We start from the raw sequence: 18,863 nt of genomic DNA, 5'->3' as shown, positions 1-18,863 counted from the left end.
TGAGACGAGGAAGGGGAAGAAGCTGCGCAGGCTGCCGGTCGTGTCGCGGCCTCAAAGTCCGGTGTACCTGCGGAACCAGTCGGCGAAGCGCGGCACCCCGACCTCGATGGGGGTGCTTGGCGCATAGCCCGTGTCGTGGGTAAGGGCGGCTATGTCGGCGTAAGTCGCGTGAACGTCGCCTGGCTGCATCGGCAGGAGGTTACGCTCCGCCTTGCGGCCCAGCGCGTCCTCCAGCACCTCGATCAGGCGCAGCAGGTGTTCGGCGCGGTTGTTGCCGATGTTGTAGAGCGCGTGCGGCTTGACGCTGCCGCCGGCCTTCTTCGCGCCATCGTCCGCGGGCGGACGGTCGAGGCAGGCGAGCACACCGCCGACTATGTCGTCGATATAGGTGAAGTCCCGCGACATCTCGCCGTGGTTGTAGACATCGATCGGGCGCCCGGTGAGGATGCGCTCGGCGAACTTCCACATCGCCATGTCTGGTCGGCCCCAGGGGCCATATACGGTGAAGAACCTGAGGCCGGTCAGCGGGATGCGGAAGAGGTGCGCATAGGTCTCGCTCATCAGTTCGTCCGCCTTCTTGGTGGCGGCGTAAAGCGAGACGGGCTGGTCGGCGCGGTCGTCGACCGAGAACGGCAGGCTGGCATTGCCGCCGTAGACCGAACTGGAGCTGGCGTAGACCATGTGTGCGGCGTCCCGTGCGCGCGCCAGCTCGAGCATGTTGACGTGGCCCGCCAGGTTCGAGGCGACATAGGCCTGCGGGTTCTCGAGAGAGTAGCGTACGCCGGCCTGAGCCCCAAGATGGACGATCGTCTCGAACGCGAACGGCTCCAGCGACCGGGTGAGGGCGGTCATGTCGGAGAAGTCGATCGCGCGAAAATCGAACAGGTCCCGATGCCGGGCGCCGAGCCTGTCGAGCCGCGCCTGCTTGAGCGATACGGGATAGTAGTCGTTCAGGTTGTCGATGCCCAGCACCGGCTGGCCACGGGCCATGAGCGCGTCGGCTACCGCCGCGCCGATGAAGCCTGCCGCACCCGTCACGAGAACTCTCGATTGGTTCATGTTGCTCGCCCTGCCGCCTTCTCGTGTCACCTGGATTGCAGATGCGGCCCTAACGCAAAAAGATGGACCAGAAGATAACTTGCCCGAGACATTCGGTCTCGCCTCAGAAGGATTTGCGCAGCGTGATGCCGGCTGCGGTCACGTTGCCGGCCTTCATGCCGATGCTGCGCGTCGCGAAGAGGTCGATGTAGAGGTTGCGGCCCAGCTTCATGCTGGCGGTCGCACCGGCTTCGGACCAGCCGTCGGCGTAGTGCTTGCTGTCGAGGGCGAAGCCGTCCTCCGAGGGTCGCAGGCGCAGCGCGGAGATGCCGTTGCTCGTCCAGTTGCGCGAGATCGACAGGCCGGCATAGTGGACGCCCCCCGGCCCGAAAGCGCGATCGAAGCGGATCGCGGCGTTGGCCGACCATGTCGGTTCGTCGGTTTCGAGATCGGTCAGCCCCGATCCCGTCGGAGCCGGGCGCAGGAGCCGGCCATCGGCGTAGGAGCCGGCCACGGTCGGCGTCATGTAGAAACCCGAACCCAGCGGAACCACGCGCCCGAAATCGCCGCCCAGCGCCCAATAGCCGCTGCTCCTGGCGCCGGTGCTGGAACGGCTCCCTGTTGCGGTGCTAATGCGGCCGTAATGCTGTCTTCCGTAGCTCGCCCAGCCGTCGACCACCCAGTTATCGAAGTTGCCGCCCGCGCCGAGGGTCGCGACGGTATAGTCCGAAGGCAGCGCCACGTCGGCCTGCAGCAGCGTGCCGTGATAGCGCATCAGGCTGCCGCGCATGTAGCCACGGCCGATGCGGCGGGTGAGGCTCAGCGACCCCCAGCTGCCATCCGGCCCGTCGTCGCGGGCGCTGATCCCGGCGGATACGGCCGCGGTCCAGAGCGGCTCGGCGTTTGCGGGTTCCATGGAGGCGACGGTGATCAGGTCGGACGCACCGGCCTCGCTGTCTTGCCCCAGCGCGGGAAAGGGTGAGGCGGCAAGCAGCAGGGCGAGCAAGCAGTTGCCATCGAACCGGGGGCTGGCCATGCGCTTCAGGCGGCCTTGCCGAGTACCGGACGCAGCGCCGGGTCGAACGCCGCGGGCACCGCGACGCGCGCGACGAAGCCGTCCTGTCCATGGGTGAACGACACGTCGCCGCCATGCGCGCGCGCGATCGAGCGGCAGACCGCGAGGCCCAGACCACTGCCGGCCCGGCCCGACCGGCGCGCGGCGTCGCTGCGATAGAAAGGCTCGAAGGCCCGGTCGAACTCGTCCTCGGGAATACCGGGGCCGGCATCGACGATCTCGGCCACCGCCTCGCCGCCTGAGAGCGAGACGCGCACCCTGGCGCTGTCGCCGTACTTCACCGCGTTCTCGAGGAGATTGCCGAGCAGGCGGCGGATGCCTACCGCGTCGACATCGACCGGAATGTTGGCGTTGCGCTCGATCTCGACGCGCCCGCCCACCAGCCGCGCGTCGGCAACGCTGCCGGCGATCAGCTCGGCGAAGTCCACGCGCTCGCGCGGGCCGGGGGTGGAGGCGTCACGGATGAAGGCGATGACCTGGCTGATCATGGCTTCCATCTCGGTCACTTCCTTGAGCAGCCCCTCGCGCTGGTCATCAGGCACGTATTCGATGCGGAAGCGCAGGCGGGTGAGCGGGGTGCGCAGGTCGTGGCTGATCGCGCCGACCATGGCCGTACGGTCGTCCACGAAGGCGCGCAGGCGGTTGCGCATCTGGTTGAAGGCGTTGGCGGCGCGGCCGATCTCGGCGGGGCCGGACAGCGGCAGGATCGTGGCGGAGGGGTCGCGGCCGAGTTGCTCCGCGGCGCGGGCAAAGTCGCGCAGGGGCAGGACGATGCGCCGCACGAACAGCCAGGCGAGAGGACTGACGATCGCCAGCGAGAGCGCGAACCACAGCATCACGCGTTGCTGCCAGGCGTTGGGGAAGGGTTCCGCGCGCGGGGCGACCGCCAGCCAGGTACCGTCGGCCTGGCGCGCCGCCGCGACGAAATCGCCTTCGATGAATGGCGGCGAGGCCACTTCGAACAGCGAGCTGCGCACCCGGCGGAAGGGGATCGGCTGCGGGGTGGAGGCCAGCTCGGCGGCGGCGGCGGCCGGCGCCGTGGCGACTGGCTGCGTCTGAGGCGCAGCGACGGAAGGCACGGCCTGAGCGGCCCCGCTGGCCGCCGGCTCTGGCGCTGCGGGCACGGCGACGGCGGGGCGACCTTTTGCGACCGGGAGCGGCGCTTCGGGTTCGGCCACGCGCGTTGGCACGATCTGGACCGGGGGCGTCAGGATCGGCACCGAGGGAACGGCGTTCATCCCCGGGCGCATTGCACCGCCCGGACCTCCAGTGCCCGGCCCGACACCGCCGGGATTCGCGCCGACCACCCCGCCCGGGCCGCCGGGATTGCCGCCGATGCCGGTCGCGGGCTGCGTCGCGCCGACGCCGGGACGGACCGGGTTGGGAGCGCCTGGACTATGCGGCCCGCCTCCGGGTTGGCCGGCGACGGTGCCCCGCGGATTGCCGGGCCGGGGCATCGCGGAACCCGGCTGTCCGGGAGCACGGGGAGCGGAGCCACCGGGAAACCCACCGCTACCGGGCACACCGCCGGCACCGGGCATCCGCCCGCCGGGAAAGCCTCCGCCCGGCATTCCCCCGGGACCGGGCGCGCCGCCCGCCGGAGGGCCGCCGGGAATCGCCTGGGCCTGCGCTTCCTCGACCAGTAGCGAACCGATGCCGCCGCCGCGATTGGTCACCACAGCAAGCGGCGAACGCGCTTCGCTAGGTACGGCGACGCCGCCCACGGGAAGCTGGGTGTAGAACGCCAGCACGATATCCTGCGAGCTGCGTCCAAGCCGCCGAGCCAGCGCGTCGCGCGAGGATTCGGAGACCAGCCAACCCTGCCCGCGTACGTCCGGGGGGCCGCTCATCGTCTTGCGTTCAAGACGGTCGGGGGCGGAGCCGCCAGTGGTCAGGGCCGAAGCCACCTCGTCCATGTTCCAGCGCGCGGTCGGACGCGGGGGCAGCAGCACGGTGAGCGCGAGCGTCACCACCTGCGCGGCCACGAGCACGCAGACGAGGATGGCGACCATCTGCATAGCCAGCGGCATGCCGAGCCGACGTGGAAGGCTGGGTAGGTTCATGGGCCATGCTGTGCCACGCAAAGGCGGCAAATTCGAGATGGCGCTTTGTAGCAGGCGTCGCGCCCGTGGCGTACGAATTGCGAAGCAGGGACAGGAGAGAGGGACACGTCCCTCCTGTCCCCGCTCCGCGTTCCCTCCTCCGGCCGCGAGGGACGGTGGAAGGAACGGTCACATCGGACCAGTCCGGAAGCGCAACCGGCGGGGGCGCGGGTCCGGATGGAAACTCTTGCGGCGATCGCTCGGCCGAGCGGCAGGTAGCGCACACCTGTGTCAGTTTGTGGACTCTCAATTCCGCCGGTGTCCGGATTACGAACAGTTCCGGGACCGCCGCCGAGCAGGACGGGTGCGACTACAGAACCTGCTCGGACAACGGCCCCGGCACCGTCGGACGCCATGGCGGCGGCGCCCTGGACGGTGGCCGTTGACACGACCGGGCCTTGCATCACGAGAATGGGCGCGGGGGGCGCTGGCAGGCTCGTGAAGCGGGCTGCCCGATGCGTGTCGTGGCTGGCTCGACTGTCCATGGCCCACTGTCTGGTGGTGCCAGGTTGCGGCCGGATTTCATTGCTTTGCAGGGACATTTCAGGGCTGTCGCAAGCTGTATCGAGCGCTGAAATCCGGGGGGAACACGCTCTATTCATGAGGGCCGAATGATCCTAGAACACCGCGCAATGGACCTTCAGACCCGCATTCTTATTGTCGATGACGACGAGGGTATCCGCTCCCTGATCGGAGAATTCCTCGCCAAGCACGGCTACGAGACGGCGACTGCGGCGGATCCCCTGGAAATGCGCGCGATGCTGGCGCAAGAGAGCTTCGATCTCATCGTCCTCGACGTGATGATGCCGCGCGAGGACGGGCTGACCGCGCTTCGCCAGATGGGGGCGGACGCGCCGCCGGTCATCATGCTGTCGGCGGTGGGCAGCGACGTGGACCGCATCGTCGGCCTCGAGATGGGCGCCGACGACTACCTCGCCAAGCCGTGCAATCCGCGCGAACTGCTTGCCCGTATCCGCACCGTCCTGCGTCGCCGCGCCGCCGCGCCGCAGTCCGAGGGGCAGGCGGGGCCGCGTGCGGCGGGAATCGATTCGGGCATAGATTCGGGTGACTGCCTGCACTTCGCCGGTTGGCGCATGGATCTGGGCCTGCGCCTGCTGTTCGATCCCTCCAATGGCCTGATCTCGCTGTCTGACGGCGAATTCCGCCTGCTGCGCGCCTTCGCGGAGCACCCGCGCCGCGTACTCACCCGCGACCAACTGCTCGACTGGTCGCGCGGCGAGGACTCGGAACACTACGACCGCGCCATCGACGTCCAGCTCTCGCGCCTGCGCCGCAAGCTGTCCGAAGGGCAGGGTGGCAGCGACGTGATCCGCACCGTGCGCAACGAAGGCTATCTCTTCGTTCCCGCTGTGACGAACGTTTCGGAGAAGTAGCGCAACACGCGCAAACTTCACGCAATCCACCTGAAATCCGTCGGCAACCGCCGGCGCACAGTCCTCGCTGTGCAAGGCCAGCAGAATGGCCGGGGCGCACGGAGGACCAGATGGACAATCGGGAACATGCAAAGGCCCATGGGCACGGCTTGACCGGCGACATCGCCGTGCCAGGGCGCGAGATGTTCGTCCTCCGCCGCGCATTCGCATTCCCCGCGGGCGCGGGGACGCCCCCCGGCATCGCGAGCTGCCACGCGGCCTGACCCGGCCGGCCGCGCCCACGCCTTCCAATAGGTACAGCTACCACCCCTTCGGGACGCAAAAATCATGACATCGCTGCACACCACTTCCAGCCTGGGCGCCTTGGTGCTCGCCCTCGTTTCGGGCACCGCCTTCGCCGACACCACCGTATCGACCGACACGACCGCGCCGCTCTCCACGTCCAGCGCGGGCAATGTGACCGTCAAGAGCGACGGCACCATCACGGTCGCCGGCGGCAATGCCATTACCGTCGACAGCAATTCGAGCGTGGCCATGAACGGCACGCTGGCAGTGGGCGGCGCGAACAGCGCCTCGGCCATCGCGATCGCCGCCGGCACCGTTTCGACGGTGACCACCGACGAGGACGCGGCGATCACCGTGCTCGAGGACTATTCGGTCGATGACGACGACAGCGACGGCATCATCACCAACGGCGTCGCGTCGGCCACGGGCCGCGCCGGCATTCGCGTGCTGGGCGGCGCCTCGGGCACCATTCTCAACGAAGCCGACATCACCGTGGAGGGACAGAGCTCCGGCGGCATCGTTCTCGACGGGGACTGGACAGGCAACATCACCAATACCGGCACGATCAAGGTCATCGGTGACAACGCCTTCGCCATCTCGACGCAGGGCGTGGACGGCGACCTCACGGTGCAAGGCTCGGTCTCGGCGACCGGATATGGTGCGAGCGCGATCAGCGTCGCGGGCGACGTCACCGGCGACGTGACGATCCAGGGCGCCGTCACCAAGGGCTATACTTTCTCGACCGACGACGGCGACACGATGGTGCTTTCGCGCGCGGCGCTGCGCACCGGGACCGCGGCGGTCTCGGTCACGGGCAATGTCGCGGGCGGCATCTACATTGCCGCGCCCCCGGTCGACGACGATTCGGATTCCGACGACATCGACGGCGACGGTGTCGACGACAGCGACGAGGGCACCGGCGTCATCACCGCCTACGGCAACGGCCCGGCGCTCCAGATCGGCGGTGCCAGTGACATCACCATCGGGTCGGTGACGGGCAACGTCGGCACCTACTCGCTCGCCATCGACGGGACGGTCACGGCCAACTCGTATTACAGCAACACCAATGCCTACGGCGTCGTCGTGGGCGGGCAGGGCGGCAATGTCACGCTGACCCAGGGCATCGGCGTCTACGGCACGCTCTCCGCCACGTCGTACGATACCTCGGCCACCGCGCTGCTCATCAACCAGGGCAGCACCGCCACCAGCCTCTACAACAGCGGCGCGATCACGGCCGCGCTGAGTTCGCCCGGCGAGGGGACCACGGTCGCCATCCAGGACTTGTCGGGCACGCTGACCTCGATCGTCAACACCGGCTACATCACCGCCAGCGGGTCGAGCACCGACAGCCGCACCGCGCTCGACCTCTCGGCCAACACCACAGGTGTCGCCATCACCCAGTACATCAACGATATCGACGCCGAGACGAGCGCCGAATACGTCGAGGACAACGAGGAGGAAGATCCGACGATCTACGCCCAGATCACCGGCGACATCCTCACCGGATCGGGCAACGACTCCATCACTTCCTCGACCGGCGGCATCGCCGGGGACACCTGGTTCGGCGCGGGCGACGACAGCCTGGCGCTGTCCGACGACGCCACCTACACCGGCGACGTCCACTTCGGCACCGGCCTCGCCACCGCAAGCCTGTCGGGCGAGTCGATCTTCGCGGGCACGATGGACTTCGCCGGCGAGGCGGGTACGGTCACCATCAACGACAGCGCGGTCTACTCGGGCCAGTTCACCGATGCCTCGAACGTGGCGGTCACCGTGAACGGCGGCACGCTGATCCCGGATGAGGCGACCACGGTCAGCTTCGGCAGCCTCCACGTCGCCTCGGGCGGCACGATCGGCGTCTACGTGGATGGTGCCGAAAGCTCGACCATCGTCGTCGGCAGCGCCACCCTGGAGGACGGGGCCAGCGTCAGCGCCACGGTGAACAGCCTGGCGACGGCGGAAGGCACCTATACCGTGCTGACCTCGGACAACCTCACCATCGACGGCTCGCTGGCCTCGTCGGTCGATACGCCGTTCATCTACAACGGCTCGGTCAGCAGCGACGACAGCAACATCTACCTGACCCTTGCGCGCAAGACGACGGGCGAACTGGGCCTGACCAGGGCGCAGGCGGCTGCATGGGACGCGGTCTACGCCACGTCGCAGAACGACGACTACATGACGGCCAGCCTGCTCGAGGTGGAGGATACCGCCACCCTGCGCGAACAGGTCGGCTCGCTGCTGCCCGACCACGCGGGCGGGGTATTCAAGGCCGCGACCGTGGGCGACCGCCTCGCGGCCCGTCACATCAGCGACGAAACCTCCCTGTTCGACATATCCGACGTCGGCGGCTGGCTGGAGCCCGTCTACTGGCGCGCCAGCAAGGATGCGACCGGCACGGCGGGCTACAAGGCCAGCGGCTGGGGCCTGTCAGGCGGCGTCGAGCGGCATACCGACCTCGGCTACTTCGGCGTCTCCTATGCCTGGTTGTCGAGCAGCGTGAAGAACAACGGCGGCACCGGCAACCTCGACATCGGCCAGCACGACCTCGGCCTGTTCTGGCGTACCGCCAGGGGCCCGCTAATGGCCTGGGCGCGCATCGGCGCCTCGCGCATCTCGATCGATTCGACGCGCACCTACACGGGCACCGTCAGCGACACCGACTTCACCTACGACGCCGACGGCAGCTGGAAGGGCTGGCTGTTCTCAGGGCTCCTGGGGGCGTCGTACAAGTTCGACATGTCGCGCCGCCTCAGCCTCAGGCCCAAGGTGGAACTGGAGCAGATGTGGCTGAAGGAGGATGGATACGACGAGACCGGGGACAGCGATGCCATCGAGCTTTCGGTTGCGGGCCGCACCAGCAAGGCGCTGACCGCGACCCCGACCGTGACCGCGTCGTACTCGCTGGGCCCGATCTCGCCCGACTGGCGCCCGCTGACCTTCTCGGTCGAGGGCGGCCGGCGCGCCGTGCTGGCTGGCAAGCTCGGCAGCACCACCGCCTACTTCAACGGCGGCGACACCTACGATGCGGGCGAGGCCTTCACCATCGCCGGGGAGAGCCTGAAGGGCGCCTGGGTCGGCGAGGCGAGCGTGCTTGCGGGCGGCTACGACTTCACCTGGAAGATCGCCGCGCGTACCGAGCGTAGCAGCACCGGCGCGGACAACTCGCTGCGCGCGTCGCTCAGCGTGGCGTTCTGATGCGCGCGGTGGTCGAGGCTCGCGGTTCCTGTCGGGCATCGGGCTGAGAATACGGGGGCGGGGACGGGGGCGTCGGACGCTCGATGCCGACCCGGCGAACACCGCCGCAGCGCTGATGAGCCGTGCGCATCCCCGCCCTTCACCGGCAGATCACGATGACGCCATTCGCCGCAAGAGGCCGTCTTTTCGGGGACTCGTTAATCGCGCAATGGCATCCTGAAACTCGCAGTGCCCACGGCGATCCCGGCGTGAGCTTGGCTCAATGGGCCGGGTGTTGACGCGACGCAGCATCACCCATATGCCCAAGCCCTGCAACACGCGTCGGATCGGCGTCCATGGGGAAAACATGACCACCACCCCCGTTCTCGTCACCGGCGGTGCCGGCTATATCGGCAGCCACGCCGTCCTGGCGCTCAAGGATGCCGGCTGGCCGGTGGCGGTGATCGACAACCTGTGTACCGGGTTTCGTTTTGCGGTCCCCGATGACGTGCCCTTCTACCAGGGGGACATCGAGGACGCGGCGCTGCTCGCGCGGATTTTCGCCGAGCAGGGCATGGGTGCCGGCGAAGGCGCGATCATGCATTTCGCCGGCTCCGTGGTCGTGCCGGAGTCTGTCGAAAACCCCCTCAAGTACTACCATAACAACACCGTCAAAAGCCGGGAGTTGATCGACGCGGCGGTGCAGGCGGGTGTACCGCGCTTCATATTCAGCTCGACCGCCGCGACTTACGGCATACCAAAGGTCTCGCCCGTGGGCGAAGACTGTCCGCAGCTGCCTATCAATCCGTACGGCATGTCCAAGCTGATGACCGAGGCGATGCTCGCGGATGTCAGCAAGGCCCACGCCCTCAATTATGGCGCGCTACGCTACTTCAACGTCGCCGGTGCCGACCCACGAGGCCGCGCCGGGCAGTCGACGGCGGGGGCGACGCATCTCATCAAGGTGGCGGTCGAGGCGGCGCTGGGAAAACGCGATCATGTCGCGGTCTTCGGCACCGATTTCGATACCCCCGATGGAACCGGCGTTCGCGACTATATTCACGTTTCCGACCTCGCCGACGCGCATGTGCTGGCGCTGGAAGCGCTCATCGCAGATCCCCGGCGCTCGCTGACGATGAACTGCGGCTATGGCCGCGGGTTTTCGGTTCTCGAGGTGCTGGATGCGGTCGACCGTGTGACCAACCGGAAAGTGGTGAGGCAACTGGAAGGGCGCCGCGCTGGCGATCCGGATGCCCTGATTTCCGACAACAGCCTGATCCGCAAAACGCTGCCATGGGTGCCGCGGCATGCGGACCTGTCGACCATCGTGGAACACGCGCTCGCCTGGGAAAGCCGACTGGGCGAGGTCGTGGGAAGGTAGCCCTCCCGGCAGCGTCACGAGGCGCTGCAGCGAACCTTGCCCAACGAAGCGGCCGCGTCCCGCCTGCCCGAGCGTGCAAACCCTGCCGCAATACCCGACAACGTGTCACACTTGAACGACATGCCCTTGTCCGACGCCCGGGCGACGACCGAGGCCAGGGTTTCGGGAGGGATCGTCGCCGAGGCCTTGCGCAGGAAGTTGACCGGCCAGGTCTTGGACTGGCTCATGTTGCCGGTGAAGGCGTCGATGCCGTCCGGGCTGGACAAGACTGCCGCCGTCAACTGGGCTAGCTGCGGATACTCGCCGTCGGTCGCCCAGATTGCGGCGAGGCGATTCGCCGCTTCTCGCCCGTCCCCGGCCTGCAGGTTGACCCTCAGCGCCATTTCCTGAAGCGGCAGGACACGCCAGCCTCGCGTGGCTGCGACGGAGGCAGCCTGCGTAGCCAGTCCCTCGTTTCCGGCATAGTGGCTGCTCAAGGCAAGGGCGTAGAGACTGTCTGCGGTAATCGGCCGGCGACGGATCAGCAGCAGCGCGGCGGGCAGCGCCGCCTTGCCGTCCTGGCGCGCGATGGCGGCTTCTGCGATCCGCTCCTGGGCGAAGCCGCGCGCGGGGGCAGGCACCAGATGCGCCAGATTTGCGTCTCTGCGTGCGGCGCGGTCGAGTTCGACACTGATTGTCACACCGGCGAGCAGCGTGATCAGGATGGCCCACATGATCCGGGTCATGACGATCTCCGGACGGACATTCGGGCCAGCAGCACCAGGGCGAGGGCCGTCAGGCAAAGCATGATCTGGTTGCGCAGGGGGAACGAAAGCACCGATTGCGCGGCGATCCCGGCGATCGTCAACACCGCGGCGCGTGTCGGCCACTGTCTCGGGCGCCGCAGCGATCGAATTGCGGCTGCGGCGATCCAGGCGGCCCAGGCGGCCAACAGCGCGAGGCCGGCGACACCGGCTTCAATCGCCAGTTCGTAATAGTCCATGTGCGCACGGCCGGCGCGGCGCGGACTGAGATATTCGAGCGATTCGTCGACCTGGAAGACTTCGTCGAACGTGCCCATGCCAGCACCGACGGGCCAGTACCGACGGGCCGAATACAGCGCGTCCTCGCGCATTTCCGCGCGCATGCCGTCGTCGAGCTGGAAACGCGAAAGGCTCGTCTGGACGCGGCCGGAGGTTGCCACCAGATATCCCGCTGCGGTGACGATCAGGATACCCGATACTGCCACCAGCAGGACCGGAGCCGTCCGCGCGCGGACCACGGCTGCGACCCGGTCGCGGCGCGCATGCGCGGCCAGGGCGACGCGGGCCGCCAGCAATCCGAACGGCAGCGCCAGCAGGGCTATTCCGGAACGGGATTGGGTCAGCACCACCGCAAGCAGCAGTGCGATCCCGATGGAGGTCCACAAGACCATCCGGCGCGGCGTGAAGCGGCCCCATGGCAGCGCGATCACCTGCAGCAGGATGCAGTCGAAGAAGAGCGCGCAGCCGTTGCGGTCGGCGAAGGTGGCGACGAGAACGCCGGGCAGGTCGCCCTGCTTGCCATAAAGACTGCCGTAGTCGGGGTTGATGACATGGAGCATGCCGAAAACGGCGCCTGCGAATGCCATCACTATGACATGCCGCAGCAATCGCGCGAGTTGCTCCTCGGCCATCGTGCATCCGACTATCATCACGGCGAGGGGGGGCAGCAGCCCGACGAACGCAGTCAATGTTCGGCCGCGATCGAGGCTGATCGGATACCATCCCACGCCGCCCACCAATTCGAGCGATTCGCGGACCAGGTCGCGTCCGGGCAGTCCTGTCCAGAGCGCGGGGGGCAGCGGAACGAGTTGCAGCAGGGGGAGCGCGCATGTGAGCGCGACAAGCAGCACCAGCGGCAGTGACCGTCTGCGCAGGAATTCCGCGAACGCGGAACGGTTGAGCGCTATGACCAGCAACGCCGACAATTGCACGACGAGGTTTGCGAGGCCTTCCTTGACGCCGCCGCCGCCGAACACGATCGCGACCAGGAACAGAAACGAAAGCTGGTTCGCTCCGTCGAAAAACCACTCTCGCGATCCCAGGCGCGGGGCGACGGGATCGGGCCGCTTTTGCTTCATGAAGTCAGTCGCTGCTTTCGCCGAAAGGAAGCGACGCAAAGCGACGCACGCAAGAAAAACCCGGCTCTCGATCTTCGAGGGCCGGGTTTTTCAGATCACTTTCACCTCGGTCAATGACCGGGGTTCAGGCGCCCGAGGACTTGTCGTCCTTGGTCGCTTCGACGATGCCATAAGTGGCAGCACCGACGCCAAGCGCGATGAGCAGGAAAGTACCTGCCTCGAGCGAATTCTTCTTCGAGACCGACGCCGAAGCGCGTGCGGGGGTGAAGGCAACCTTGCTGCTCGAAGCGCGAGTTCCGGCCTGAGCCGCAAGCGGGCTCAGAACCAGCGAGCAAGCCGCGATCGATGCGGCAACTTTGGTAAGGGTCATAAACGATCCTCCCTGAGGGTTTGGTGAGACCCTTCTTACCGCATTGCACAACATGACTCAACGAAAATTATGCGTTAGCACCTAGGCCGGTTCGAGAGCCTCGTTGCACTGAATCAAAGGTGATTTCCAGACTGCGTCACGACGGCGTGGTTTATTTCCGAGGAAAAAGTTTCAGATTTATAGTTCCTCGCGAATCATCATCGTTGTTTGATCTAGATCGCTAGTGAAGTGCACTGTCAGGTATGGCGATAATTCTGACACCAAGTTATCGCGGAAGCCGCGGACGGGGTGGTTTCCAGTGGGATTTCAGGCTGCCGAAGTGGAATTCAGGCGCGATCCCGTGCGGTGACGACCGGGCTTGCGTTCGCTGGTCGATACGCAGTTGACCCATAGTGCCTTTGCTGCAATGCACCAGCCGTGATGCGTCGGGGCAGCAGGCATAGATGAAGTTTTGCTTGGCCTACGCCTCTCAGCGCGGGGAGTACGGTTTCGGTGGTAGGTATTAGTCGCAAGGGTATCATTCTTGCCGGTGGGTCGGGTACGCGGCTGTATCCGCTTACTCGCGGTGTTTCGAAGCAGTTGATGCCGGTCTTCGACAAGCCGATGATCTATTATCCGCTGTGCGCCTTGATGCTGGCGGGGATCCGCGAAGTCCTCATTATTACAACGCCCGACGACAGTGCCCAGTTTCAGCGCGTTCTCGGCGACGGGGCGGAATGGGGGCTCGAGCTTTCCTATGCGGTCCAGCCGAAGCCGGACGGACTGGCGCAGGCCTTCCATATTGGGGCCGACTTCCTGGCAGGCGGTCCCAGTGCCTTGGTACTGGGTGACAACATATTCTACGGCCATGGCTTGCCTGAGCTGCTCAAGAGCGCGAGCGAGCGAACCAGCGGCGCCAGCGTTTTCGCCTACCACGTCAACAATCCCAAGGCTTACGGCGTTGTGGCGTTCGATCAGAACGGCGTGGCCCGTTCGATTGAGGAGAAACCCGAAGTCCCGCAGTCGAATTATGCGGTGACCGGGCTCTATTTCTATGACGACACCGTGGTCGATCGGGCGCGCGACCTGAAGCCCTCGCCGCGCGGCGAACTCGAAATAACCGACCTCAATCGCCTGTACATGAACGAGGGCGCGCTGAACGTGGAGATCATGGGGCGCGGCTACGCCTGGCTTGACACCGGCACCCATGCCTCCTTGATTGATGCCGGAACCTACGTGCGGATCACCGAGGAACGGCAGGGCGTAAAGATCTGCTGTCCGGAAGAGATTGCCTGGCGTTCCGGTTTCATCGATGACGCGCAGCTTGCGGCCATCGCGCAGCCGCTGCGAAAGTCGGGCTATGGCGAATATCTCTTGCAGCTGTTGAGCTGAGGACAAACCCGTGAATATCAGTGAATGTGGAATTCCCGGGCCGCTCATCATCGAGCCCAAGGTTTTTGGCGATGATCGAGGCTTTTTCATGGAAGCCTGGAATGCGGCGGCTTTTGCCGAAGCAGGGTTGAACATGTCGTTCGTGCAGGACAATCATAGCCGGTCGCGAAAAGGCGTCCTGCGAGGGATGCATTTCCAGAACCCCGCCCCTCAAGGCAAGCTCGTGCGTGTCGTCAGCGGCGCCGTGTTCGACGTCGCCGTCGACCTGCGCCGCTCCTCGCCGAATTTCGGGAAGTGGGCGGGCGTGGAACTGAGCGCCAGCAACAAGCGCATGTTCTGGGTGCCGGAAGGCTTTGCCCACGGTTTCCTGACCCTCGAAGACGATACCGATTTCCTCTACAAGTGCACGACCCCTTACGCCCCCTCGAATGAGCACAGCCTGGCCTGGGATGATCCGCAGGTCGGCATCGAGTGGCCGCTCGACGGTATCGAGCTGCAGATTTCCGCCAAGGACCAAGTGGGCGCGTCGCTAGCTGAAATAGAGGCTTTCGCGTGAAGGTCCTGATTACCGGAGGCACCGGGCAACTGGGCCGGGCGTTCCGGGAACAAGTATCGCCAGAGTGGACCGTCGATTGTCCCGGCAGGCAGGAACTCGATCTTTCGGATCCCGCCGCGATACGCGACCGCGTCGCAAGCGGCGGTTACCAACTCGTGCTGAACGCTGCCGCCTATACCGCGGTCGACCGGGCCGAATCCGAGGAAGACCTCGCCTTTGCGATCAATGGCGCGGCCGTCGGCGCCATTGCCGAAGGCTTGGCGGAAACCGGCGGCAAGCTTGCCCACGTTTCGACCGACTTCGTGTTCGACGGGACGTCTTCGCGCGCGTATTGCCCCGCCGATGCGCTCAACCCGGTTTCGGTCTACGGGCGCAGCAAAGCGGCAGGCGAGGAAGCGGCGGGGCCGAACGCTTTAATTGTCCGCACGTCGTGGGTCTATACCGCAGGCGGCGCGAATTTTGTGCGGACCATGCTGCGCCTGATGCGCGAGCGTGACGAGATCCGCGTCGTCGCCGATCAGATCGGCGCGCCGACCTGGGCTCCCGGACTGGCCGCGACGGTGCTGGCCCTGGTGGCCGCGGACGCACGCGGCATATTCCACCACAGCGATGCAGGCCTCGCCGGCTGGTACGACTTTGCCGTCGCCATCTACGAAGAGGGCCGCAGCCTGGGCCTGCTGGATCGCGAAGTCGCGATCGTTCCCATCCATACCTCGCAATACCCGACTCCAGCGGCGCGCCCGGCGTTTTCCTTGCTCGACAGCAGCGGGACTAGGGCCGTGCTGGGAGACAAACCTCCGCATTGGCGTGAAAACCTGCGGATCATGCTAAAAGAGGAAATCGCGCTTGGCTAATCTGCTCGTGACCGGCGGAGCCGGCTTTATCGGCGGTAACTTCGTTCATTACTGGGCGGAAACCCATCCGGATGACGCCATCGTCGTGCTGGACAGCCTGACGTATGCCGGCAACGAATCGACCATCGCCGGCGTCGAGCAGGCCGATCTGGTGCCGGGCGACATTCGCGATACGGCGCTCGTGGAATCCCTTTTGCGGGATCGCGACATCGCGACCATCGTGCACTTCGCTGCAGAGAGCCATGTCGATCGCTCGATCACCGGCCCGGATGCCTTCATCGAGACCAACATCCTGGGCACCAATAGTCTGCTCAAGGCCGCCCGGACGGTCTGGCTGGACGAGGGTTCCGGGCGTGAGCATCGCTTCCATCACATCTCGACCGACGAAGTCTACGGTTCGCTGGCGCCCGAGGACCCGGCCTTCTCCGAAACCACGGCCTATGCGCCCAACTCGCCCTATTCGGCGTCCAAGGCCTCGTCCGACCATCTGGTGCGCGCCTACCATCACACGTTCGCGCTGCAGACCACCACGACCAACTGTTCGAACAACTACGGACCGTACCAGTTTCCCGAGAAACTGATCCCGCTGTTCCTCCTCAACGCCCTTTCGGGCAAGCCGCTGCCGATCTATGGCGACGGCCTGAACGTGCGCGACTGGCTTCACGTCGAAGATCACTGCCGCGGCATCGAGGCCGCATTGGCACGCGGCGTCTCGGGCGAGACCTACAATATCGGCGGCGGCGAGGAGCTGGCCAACATGGCGGTGATCGACCGCATCTGCGCCGAAGTCGACCGGGCGTTCGCCGACATCGCCGATCTTTCTGCGCGCTATCCCGATGCGCCGGCGGCCAAGGGCCAGCCGACCAGCACGCTCAAGACCTTCGTGCAGGACCGCAAGGGCCACGACCGGCGCTACGCGATCGACGAGACCAAGGCGCGAGCGGAGCTGGGCTACGTGCCTGCGCATAGTTTCGAGGCCGGTCTCGCAAGTACGCTGCGGTGGTATCTCGATAACGAGACATGGTGGCGTCCGCTCCTTTCCACCGGGGCATGAAACGTCGATAGGAGTTTGCGATGCCGGACGCCCTGACAACCAATTCTCGGACCCTCCTGGTTGGGAATCCGATCGCGCGTTATCTGGGCGGCCGCAACAACAACCTGAACCTCATCCGCATCGTTGCCGCGACGGCCGTGCTGGTGTCGCATGCTTTCGCTTTGACGACCGGCGGTGAGTTCAGCGAGCCGTTTCGCTCGTCTACCGGGCTTTCGCTGGGACAGTTCGCCGTCGCCATTTTCTTCGGCATGTCGGGCCTGCTGATCGGGCGCAGCTTCGACCGGCGGCAGTCTTTTTCCCATTTCGTGGTGGCCCGCGTCCTGCGCCTCTGGCCTGCGCTGATCATCGTGCTCGTGCTCACGGCGTTCCTGCTCGGGCCTTGGGTGACCACGCTGCCCGCCGGCGCCTATTTTGCGAACGAGGTGACCTGGGCATACGTACCGCGCAATGCCAGCTTGCTGTTCCGCAACGATTCGCTGCCCGGCGTCTTCGAAAACAATCCCTACGGCCCGCCGACCAACGGAAGCCTCTGGAGCCTTTTCTACGAGGTGACCTGCTACGCCGGGGTCGTGGTCGTCGGTTTGCTTGGGGGGCTGCGTAAGAGCGGCTTCTTTGCCGCCTTTATGGTCCTGGTCCTCATCGGCCATGGCGCCTCGGTGATCTATTCGCCCGCCGGAGGGATCGGCTACCGCCTCGACGTTCTGGGCTTTGTCGGCTTCCCGTTCGCATTGGGCATGGCCGCATATGTTTGGCGCGAAAGGTTGCCGCTCGGTCTGGGCGGAATAGCGCTGGCCTGGCTGCTTGTCGCGGCGGCCTCGCCGACGATCTGGTTCGGCTCGGCGATCATGGCGGCGCTGGTGTACACGTCGATGTGGCTGGCGTTCGTGCCAGGCGGACGGATGTTGGAATACAACCGCGTGGGCGACTATTCCTATGGCGTCTATATCTTCGCCTACCCCATCCAGCAGACGTTGGTCCTGCTGTTTCCGGAGCATGATGCCTGGATGAACATGGCGTGCAGCCTGCCGCTCACGCTGTTGATGGCGATCGCGTCCTGGCATCTGGTAGAAAAACGTACGCTGGGCCTCGCCCGTCCGGCGGGTGACTTGCTGGTGCGACGTTTCGACAGGGTTCGCAGCCCGAAAGCGCCCGCGGTGACAAGCGAGGCCTGATGCGCAGCTATACCCGCGTCAGGAAGCTTCGCGCGCGGGATTGCCAACCACGGTGGCGCCGTCGGGCACGTCGCGGTTCACCACGGATCCCGGGGCGATGACGCAGTTACGCCCGACGGTGACCCCCGGCAGGATGATGGCCCTTGCGCCGATCAGGGTGCCTTCGCCGACATGGGTATCGAGATATACACCCCGCGTCATATCATGCGTCAGAACTACCGCCTGATGGTCGATCACGCAGCCGGCGCCGATGTGGATGCCGCGGGGCCACGTCCGGTCGATGAGCGCGGTGCTGGCGATCCAGGCCGTGGGATGGATATTCATCTGCCAGAGCCGGGTCTGTATCAAACGCTGGAAACGCTGCTTCGCGGATTGACGCGGCAGGTTTTTAAGGGGGGCAATTGGCATTGGGAATGAATAGGGTATCGTTCTCGCACGTGCAACAAGACTCGGCCCTGAAGAAGGAAAGTCGATGCGAAGCCTGAACAAGCTGCTGGGTGTGCGGAAGGTCGTGCTCGACTGGCGACGCAGGTGGCTGAAACTGGCCCGGGGCGTCCACGCCCATCCTGGAGCGAGCATCTCACTGTCGTCGACGATGATCGGCGGCGCACCCGGTGCGATAACCATTGGCGATGGCACGCTCGTCGCTTTCAAGACCCTGCTGATCGCACGTACGCCCGATGGCGATGTCAAACCCATCCGGATTGGTCGGCACTGTTTCATCGGGGGCGGATCGACGATCATGCCGGGCGTCACGATCGCGGACGAATCGGTGGTAGGAGCGGGCGCCGTGGTGACGCAGGACGTTCCGCCCCGCTGCATCGTCGGCGGCAACCCGGCCCGCGTGCTGCGCGAGGATATCGAGGTGGGGCGGTACGGCCGCTTCGTCTATGCCGCGGAAAACCAGAAGAAGTATTGGGTGGACAGCTAGGC

Annotated in this window: 16 protein-coding genes; 9 read left to right on the top strand and 7 right to left on the bottom strand. The window is 65.9% G+C overall.

What is annotated here, in order from left to right; genetic code table 11:
- Positions 1-51 precede the first annotated feature (51 nt).
- From AC07M9_RS13025 to AC07M9_RS13015, 3 genes are all read right to left on the bottom strand, one after another.
- Positions 52-1,059 carry an NAD-dependent epimerase/dehydratase family protein gene (locus AC07M9_RS13025; protein ID WP_494884179.1) on the bottom strand — a complete coding sequence of 336 codons (1,008 nt, stop codon included), beginning with the start codon at positions 1,057-1,059 and terminating at the stop codon, positions 52-54.
- Between the two features lie 103 nt (positions 1,060-1,162).
- Positions 1,163-2,074 carry an autotransporter outer membrane beta-barrel domain-containing protein gene (locus AC07M9_RS13020; protein WP_494884178.1) on the bottom strand — a complete coding sequence of 304 codons (912 nt, stop codon included), beginning with the start codon at positions 2,072-2,074 and terminating at the stop codon, positions 1,163-1,165.
- 5 nt (positions 2,075-2,079) lie between these two features.
- Positions 2,080-4,176: an ATP-binding protein gene (locus AC07M9_RS13015; RefSeq protein ID WP_494884177.1), complete on the bottom strand. Its 2,097-nt coding sequence runs from the start codon at positions 4,174-4,176 to the stop codon at positions 2,080-2,082.
- A gap of 671 nt (positions 4,177-4,847) precedes the next feature.
- Here AC07M9_RS13015 and AC07M9_RS13010 point away from each other — a divergent pair.
- From AC07M9_RS13010 to galE, 3 genes are all read left to right on the top strand, one after another.
- Positions 4,848-5,609 carry a response regulator gene (locus AC07M9_RS13010; RefSeq protein ID WP_494884176.1) on the top strand — a complete coding sequence of 254 codons (762 nt, stop codon included), beginning with the start codon at positions 4,848-4,850 and terminating at the stop codon, positions 5,607-5,609.
- Between the two features lie 327 nt (positions 5,610-5,936).
- Positions 5,937-9,092 (top strand): autotransporter outer membrane beta-barrel domain-containing protein, encoded by a 3,156-nt coding sequence (locus AC07M9_RS13005; protein ID WP_494884175.1) that lies wholly within the window; start codon positions 5,937-5,939, stop codon positions 9,090-9,092.
- A gap of 346 nt (positions 9,093-9,438) precedes the next feature.
- Complete coding sequence (gene galE, locus AC07M9_RS13000; protein WP_494884174.1) at positions 9,439-10,452, top strand: UDP-glucose 4-epimerase GalE; 1,014 nt, start codon at positions 9,439-9,441, stop codon at positions 10,450-10,452.
- Positions 10,453-10,466: 14 nt separating this feature from the next.
- Here galE and AC07M9_RS12995 read toward each other — a convergent pair whose 3' ends face one another.
- From AC07M9_RS12995 to AC07M9_RS12985, 3 genes are all read right to left on the bottom strand, one after another.
- The gene (locus tag AC07M9_RS12995) at positions 10,467-11,177 is read right to left on the bottom strand and encodes a hypothetical protein (protein ID WP_494884173.1); all 711 of its coding nucleotides are present in this window, start codon (positions 11,175-11,177) and stop codon (positions 10,467-10,469) included.
- A complete protein-coding gene (locus AC07M9_RS12990) occupies positions 11,174-12,553 on the bottom strand; it encodes an O-antigen ligase family protein (protein WP_494884172.1) in 1,380 nt (459 codons plus the stop codon). The genes AC07M9_RS12995 and AC07M9_RS12990 overlap by 4 nt, the downstream gene beginning before the upstream one ends.
- Before the next feature lie 124 nt (positions 12,554-12,677).
- Positions 12,678-12,923 carry a hypothetical protein gene (locus tag AC07M9_RS12985; RefSeq protein ID WP_494884171.1) on the bottom strand — a complete coding sequence of 82 codons (246 nt, stop codon included), beginning with the start codon at positions 12,921-12,923 and terminating at the stop codon, positions 12,678-12,680.
- Between the two features lie 501 nt (positions 12,924-13,424).
- Here AC07M9_RS12985 and rfbA point away from each other — a divergent pair.
- Genes rfbA through AC07M9_RS12960 form a run of 5 tightly spaced genes read left to right on the top strand, consistent with a single transcriptional unit; the run spans position 13,425 to position 17,930 of the window.
- Positions 13,425-14,294, top strand: coding sequence for a glucose-1-phosphate thymidylyltransferase RfbA (gene rfbA, locus AC07M9_RS12980; protein ID WP_494884522.1), 870 nt, complete (start codon positions 13,425-13,427; stop codon positions 14,292-14,294).
- A 10-nt stretch (positions 14,295-14,304) separates the two neighbouring features.
- Positions 14,305-14,850: a dTDP-4-dehydrorhamnose 3,5-epimerase gene (gene rfbC, locus AC07M9_RS12975; protein WP_494884170.1), complete on the top strand. Its 546-nt coding sequence runs from the start codon at positions 14,305-14,307 to the stop codon at positions 14,848-14,850.
- On the top strand, positions 14,847-15,704 hold the full coding sequence (gene rfbD, locus AC07M9_RS12970) for a dTDP-4-dehydrorhamnose reductase (protein ID WP_494884169.1): 858 nt from the start codon (positions 14,847-14,849) through the stop codon (positions 15,702-15,704). The genes rfbC and rfbD overlap by 4 nt, the downstream gene beginning before the upstream one ends.
- Positions 15,697-16,758: a dTDP-glucose 4,6-dehydratase gene (gene rfbB / locus AC07M9_RS12965; protein WP_494884168.1), complete on the top strand. Its 1,062-nt coding sequence runs from the start codon at positions 15,697-15,699 to the stop codon at positions 16,756-16,758. Before rfbD ends, rfbB begins: the two co-directional genes overlap by 8 nt.
- A 20-nt stretch (positions 16,759-16,778) precedes the next feature.
- The gene (locus tag AC07M9_RS12960) at positions 16,779-17,930 is read left to right on the top strand and encodes an acyltransferase family protein (protein ID WP_494884167.1); all 1,152 of its coding nucleotides are present in this window, start codon (positions 16,779-16,781) and stop codon (positions 17,928-17,930) included.
- Positions 17,931-17,948: 18 nt separating this feature from the next.
- On the opposite strand, the gene AC07M9_RS12955 is transcribed toward AC07M9_RS12960, so the two are convergent.
- A complete protein-coding gene (locus AC07M9_RS12955; RefSeq protein WP_494884166.1) occupies positions 17,949-18,338 on the bottom strand; it encodes an acyltransferase in 390 nt (129 codons plus the stop codon).
- A 64-nt stretch (positions 18,339-18,402) separates the two neighbouring features.
- On the opposite strand from AC07M9_RS12955, the gene AC07M9_RS12950 reads away from it, so the two are divergent.
- Positions 18,403-18,861, top strand: coding sequence for an acyltransferase (locus AC07M9_RS12950; RefSeq protein ID WP_494884165.1), 459 nt, complete (start codon positions 18,403-18,405; stop codon positions 18,859-18,861).
- Positions 18,862-18,863 lie beyond the last annotated feature (2 nt).

It is taken from the genome of Novosphingobium sp. GW821-FHT09E05, assembly GCF_059416165.1.
The sequence above is the reverse complement of the archived record's forward strand: the minus strand, read 5'-3'. Positions and strand labels throughout refer to the sequence as shown.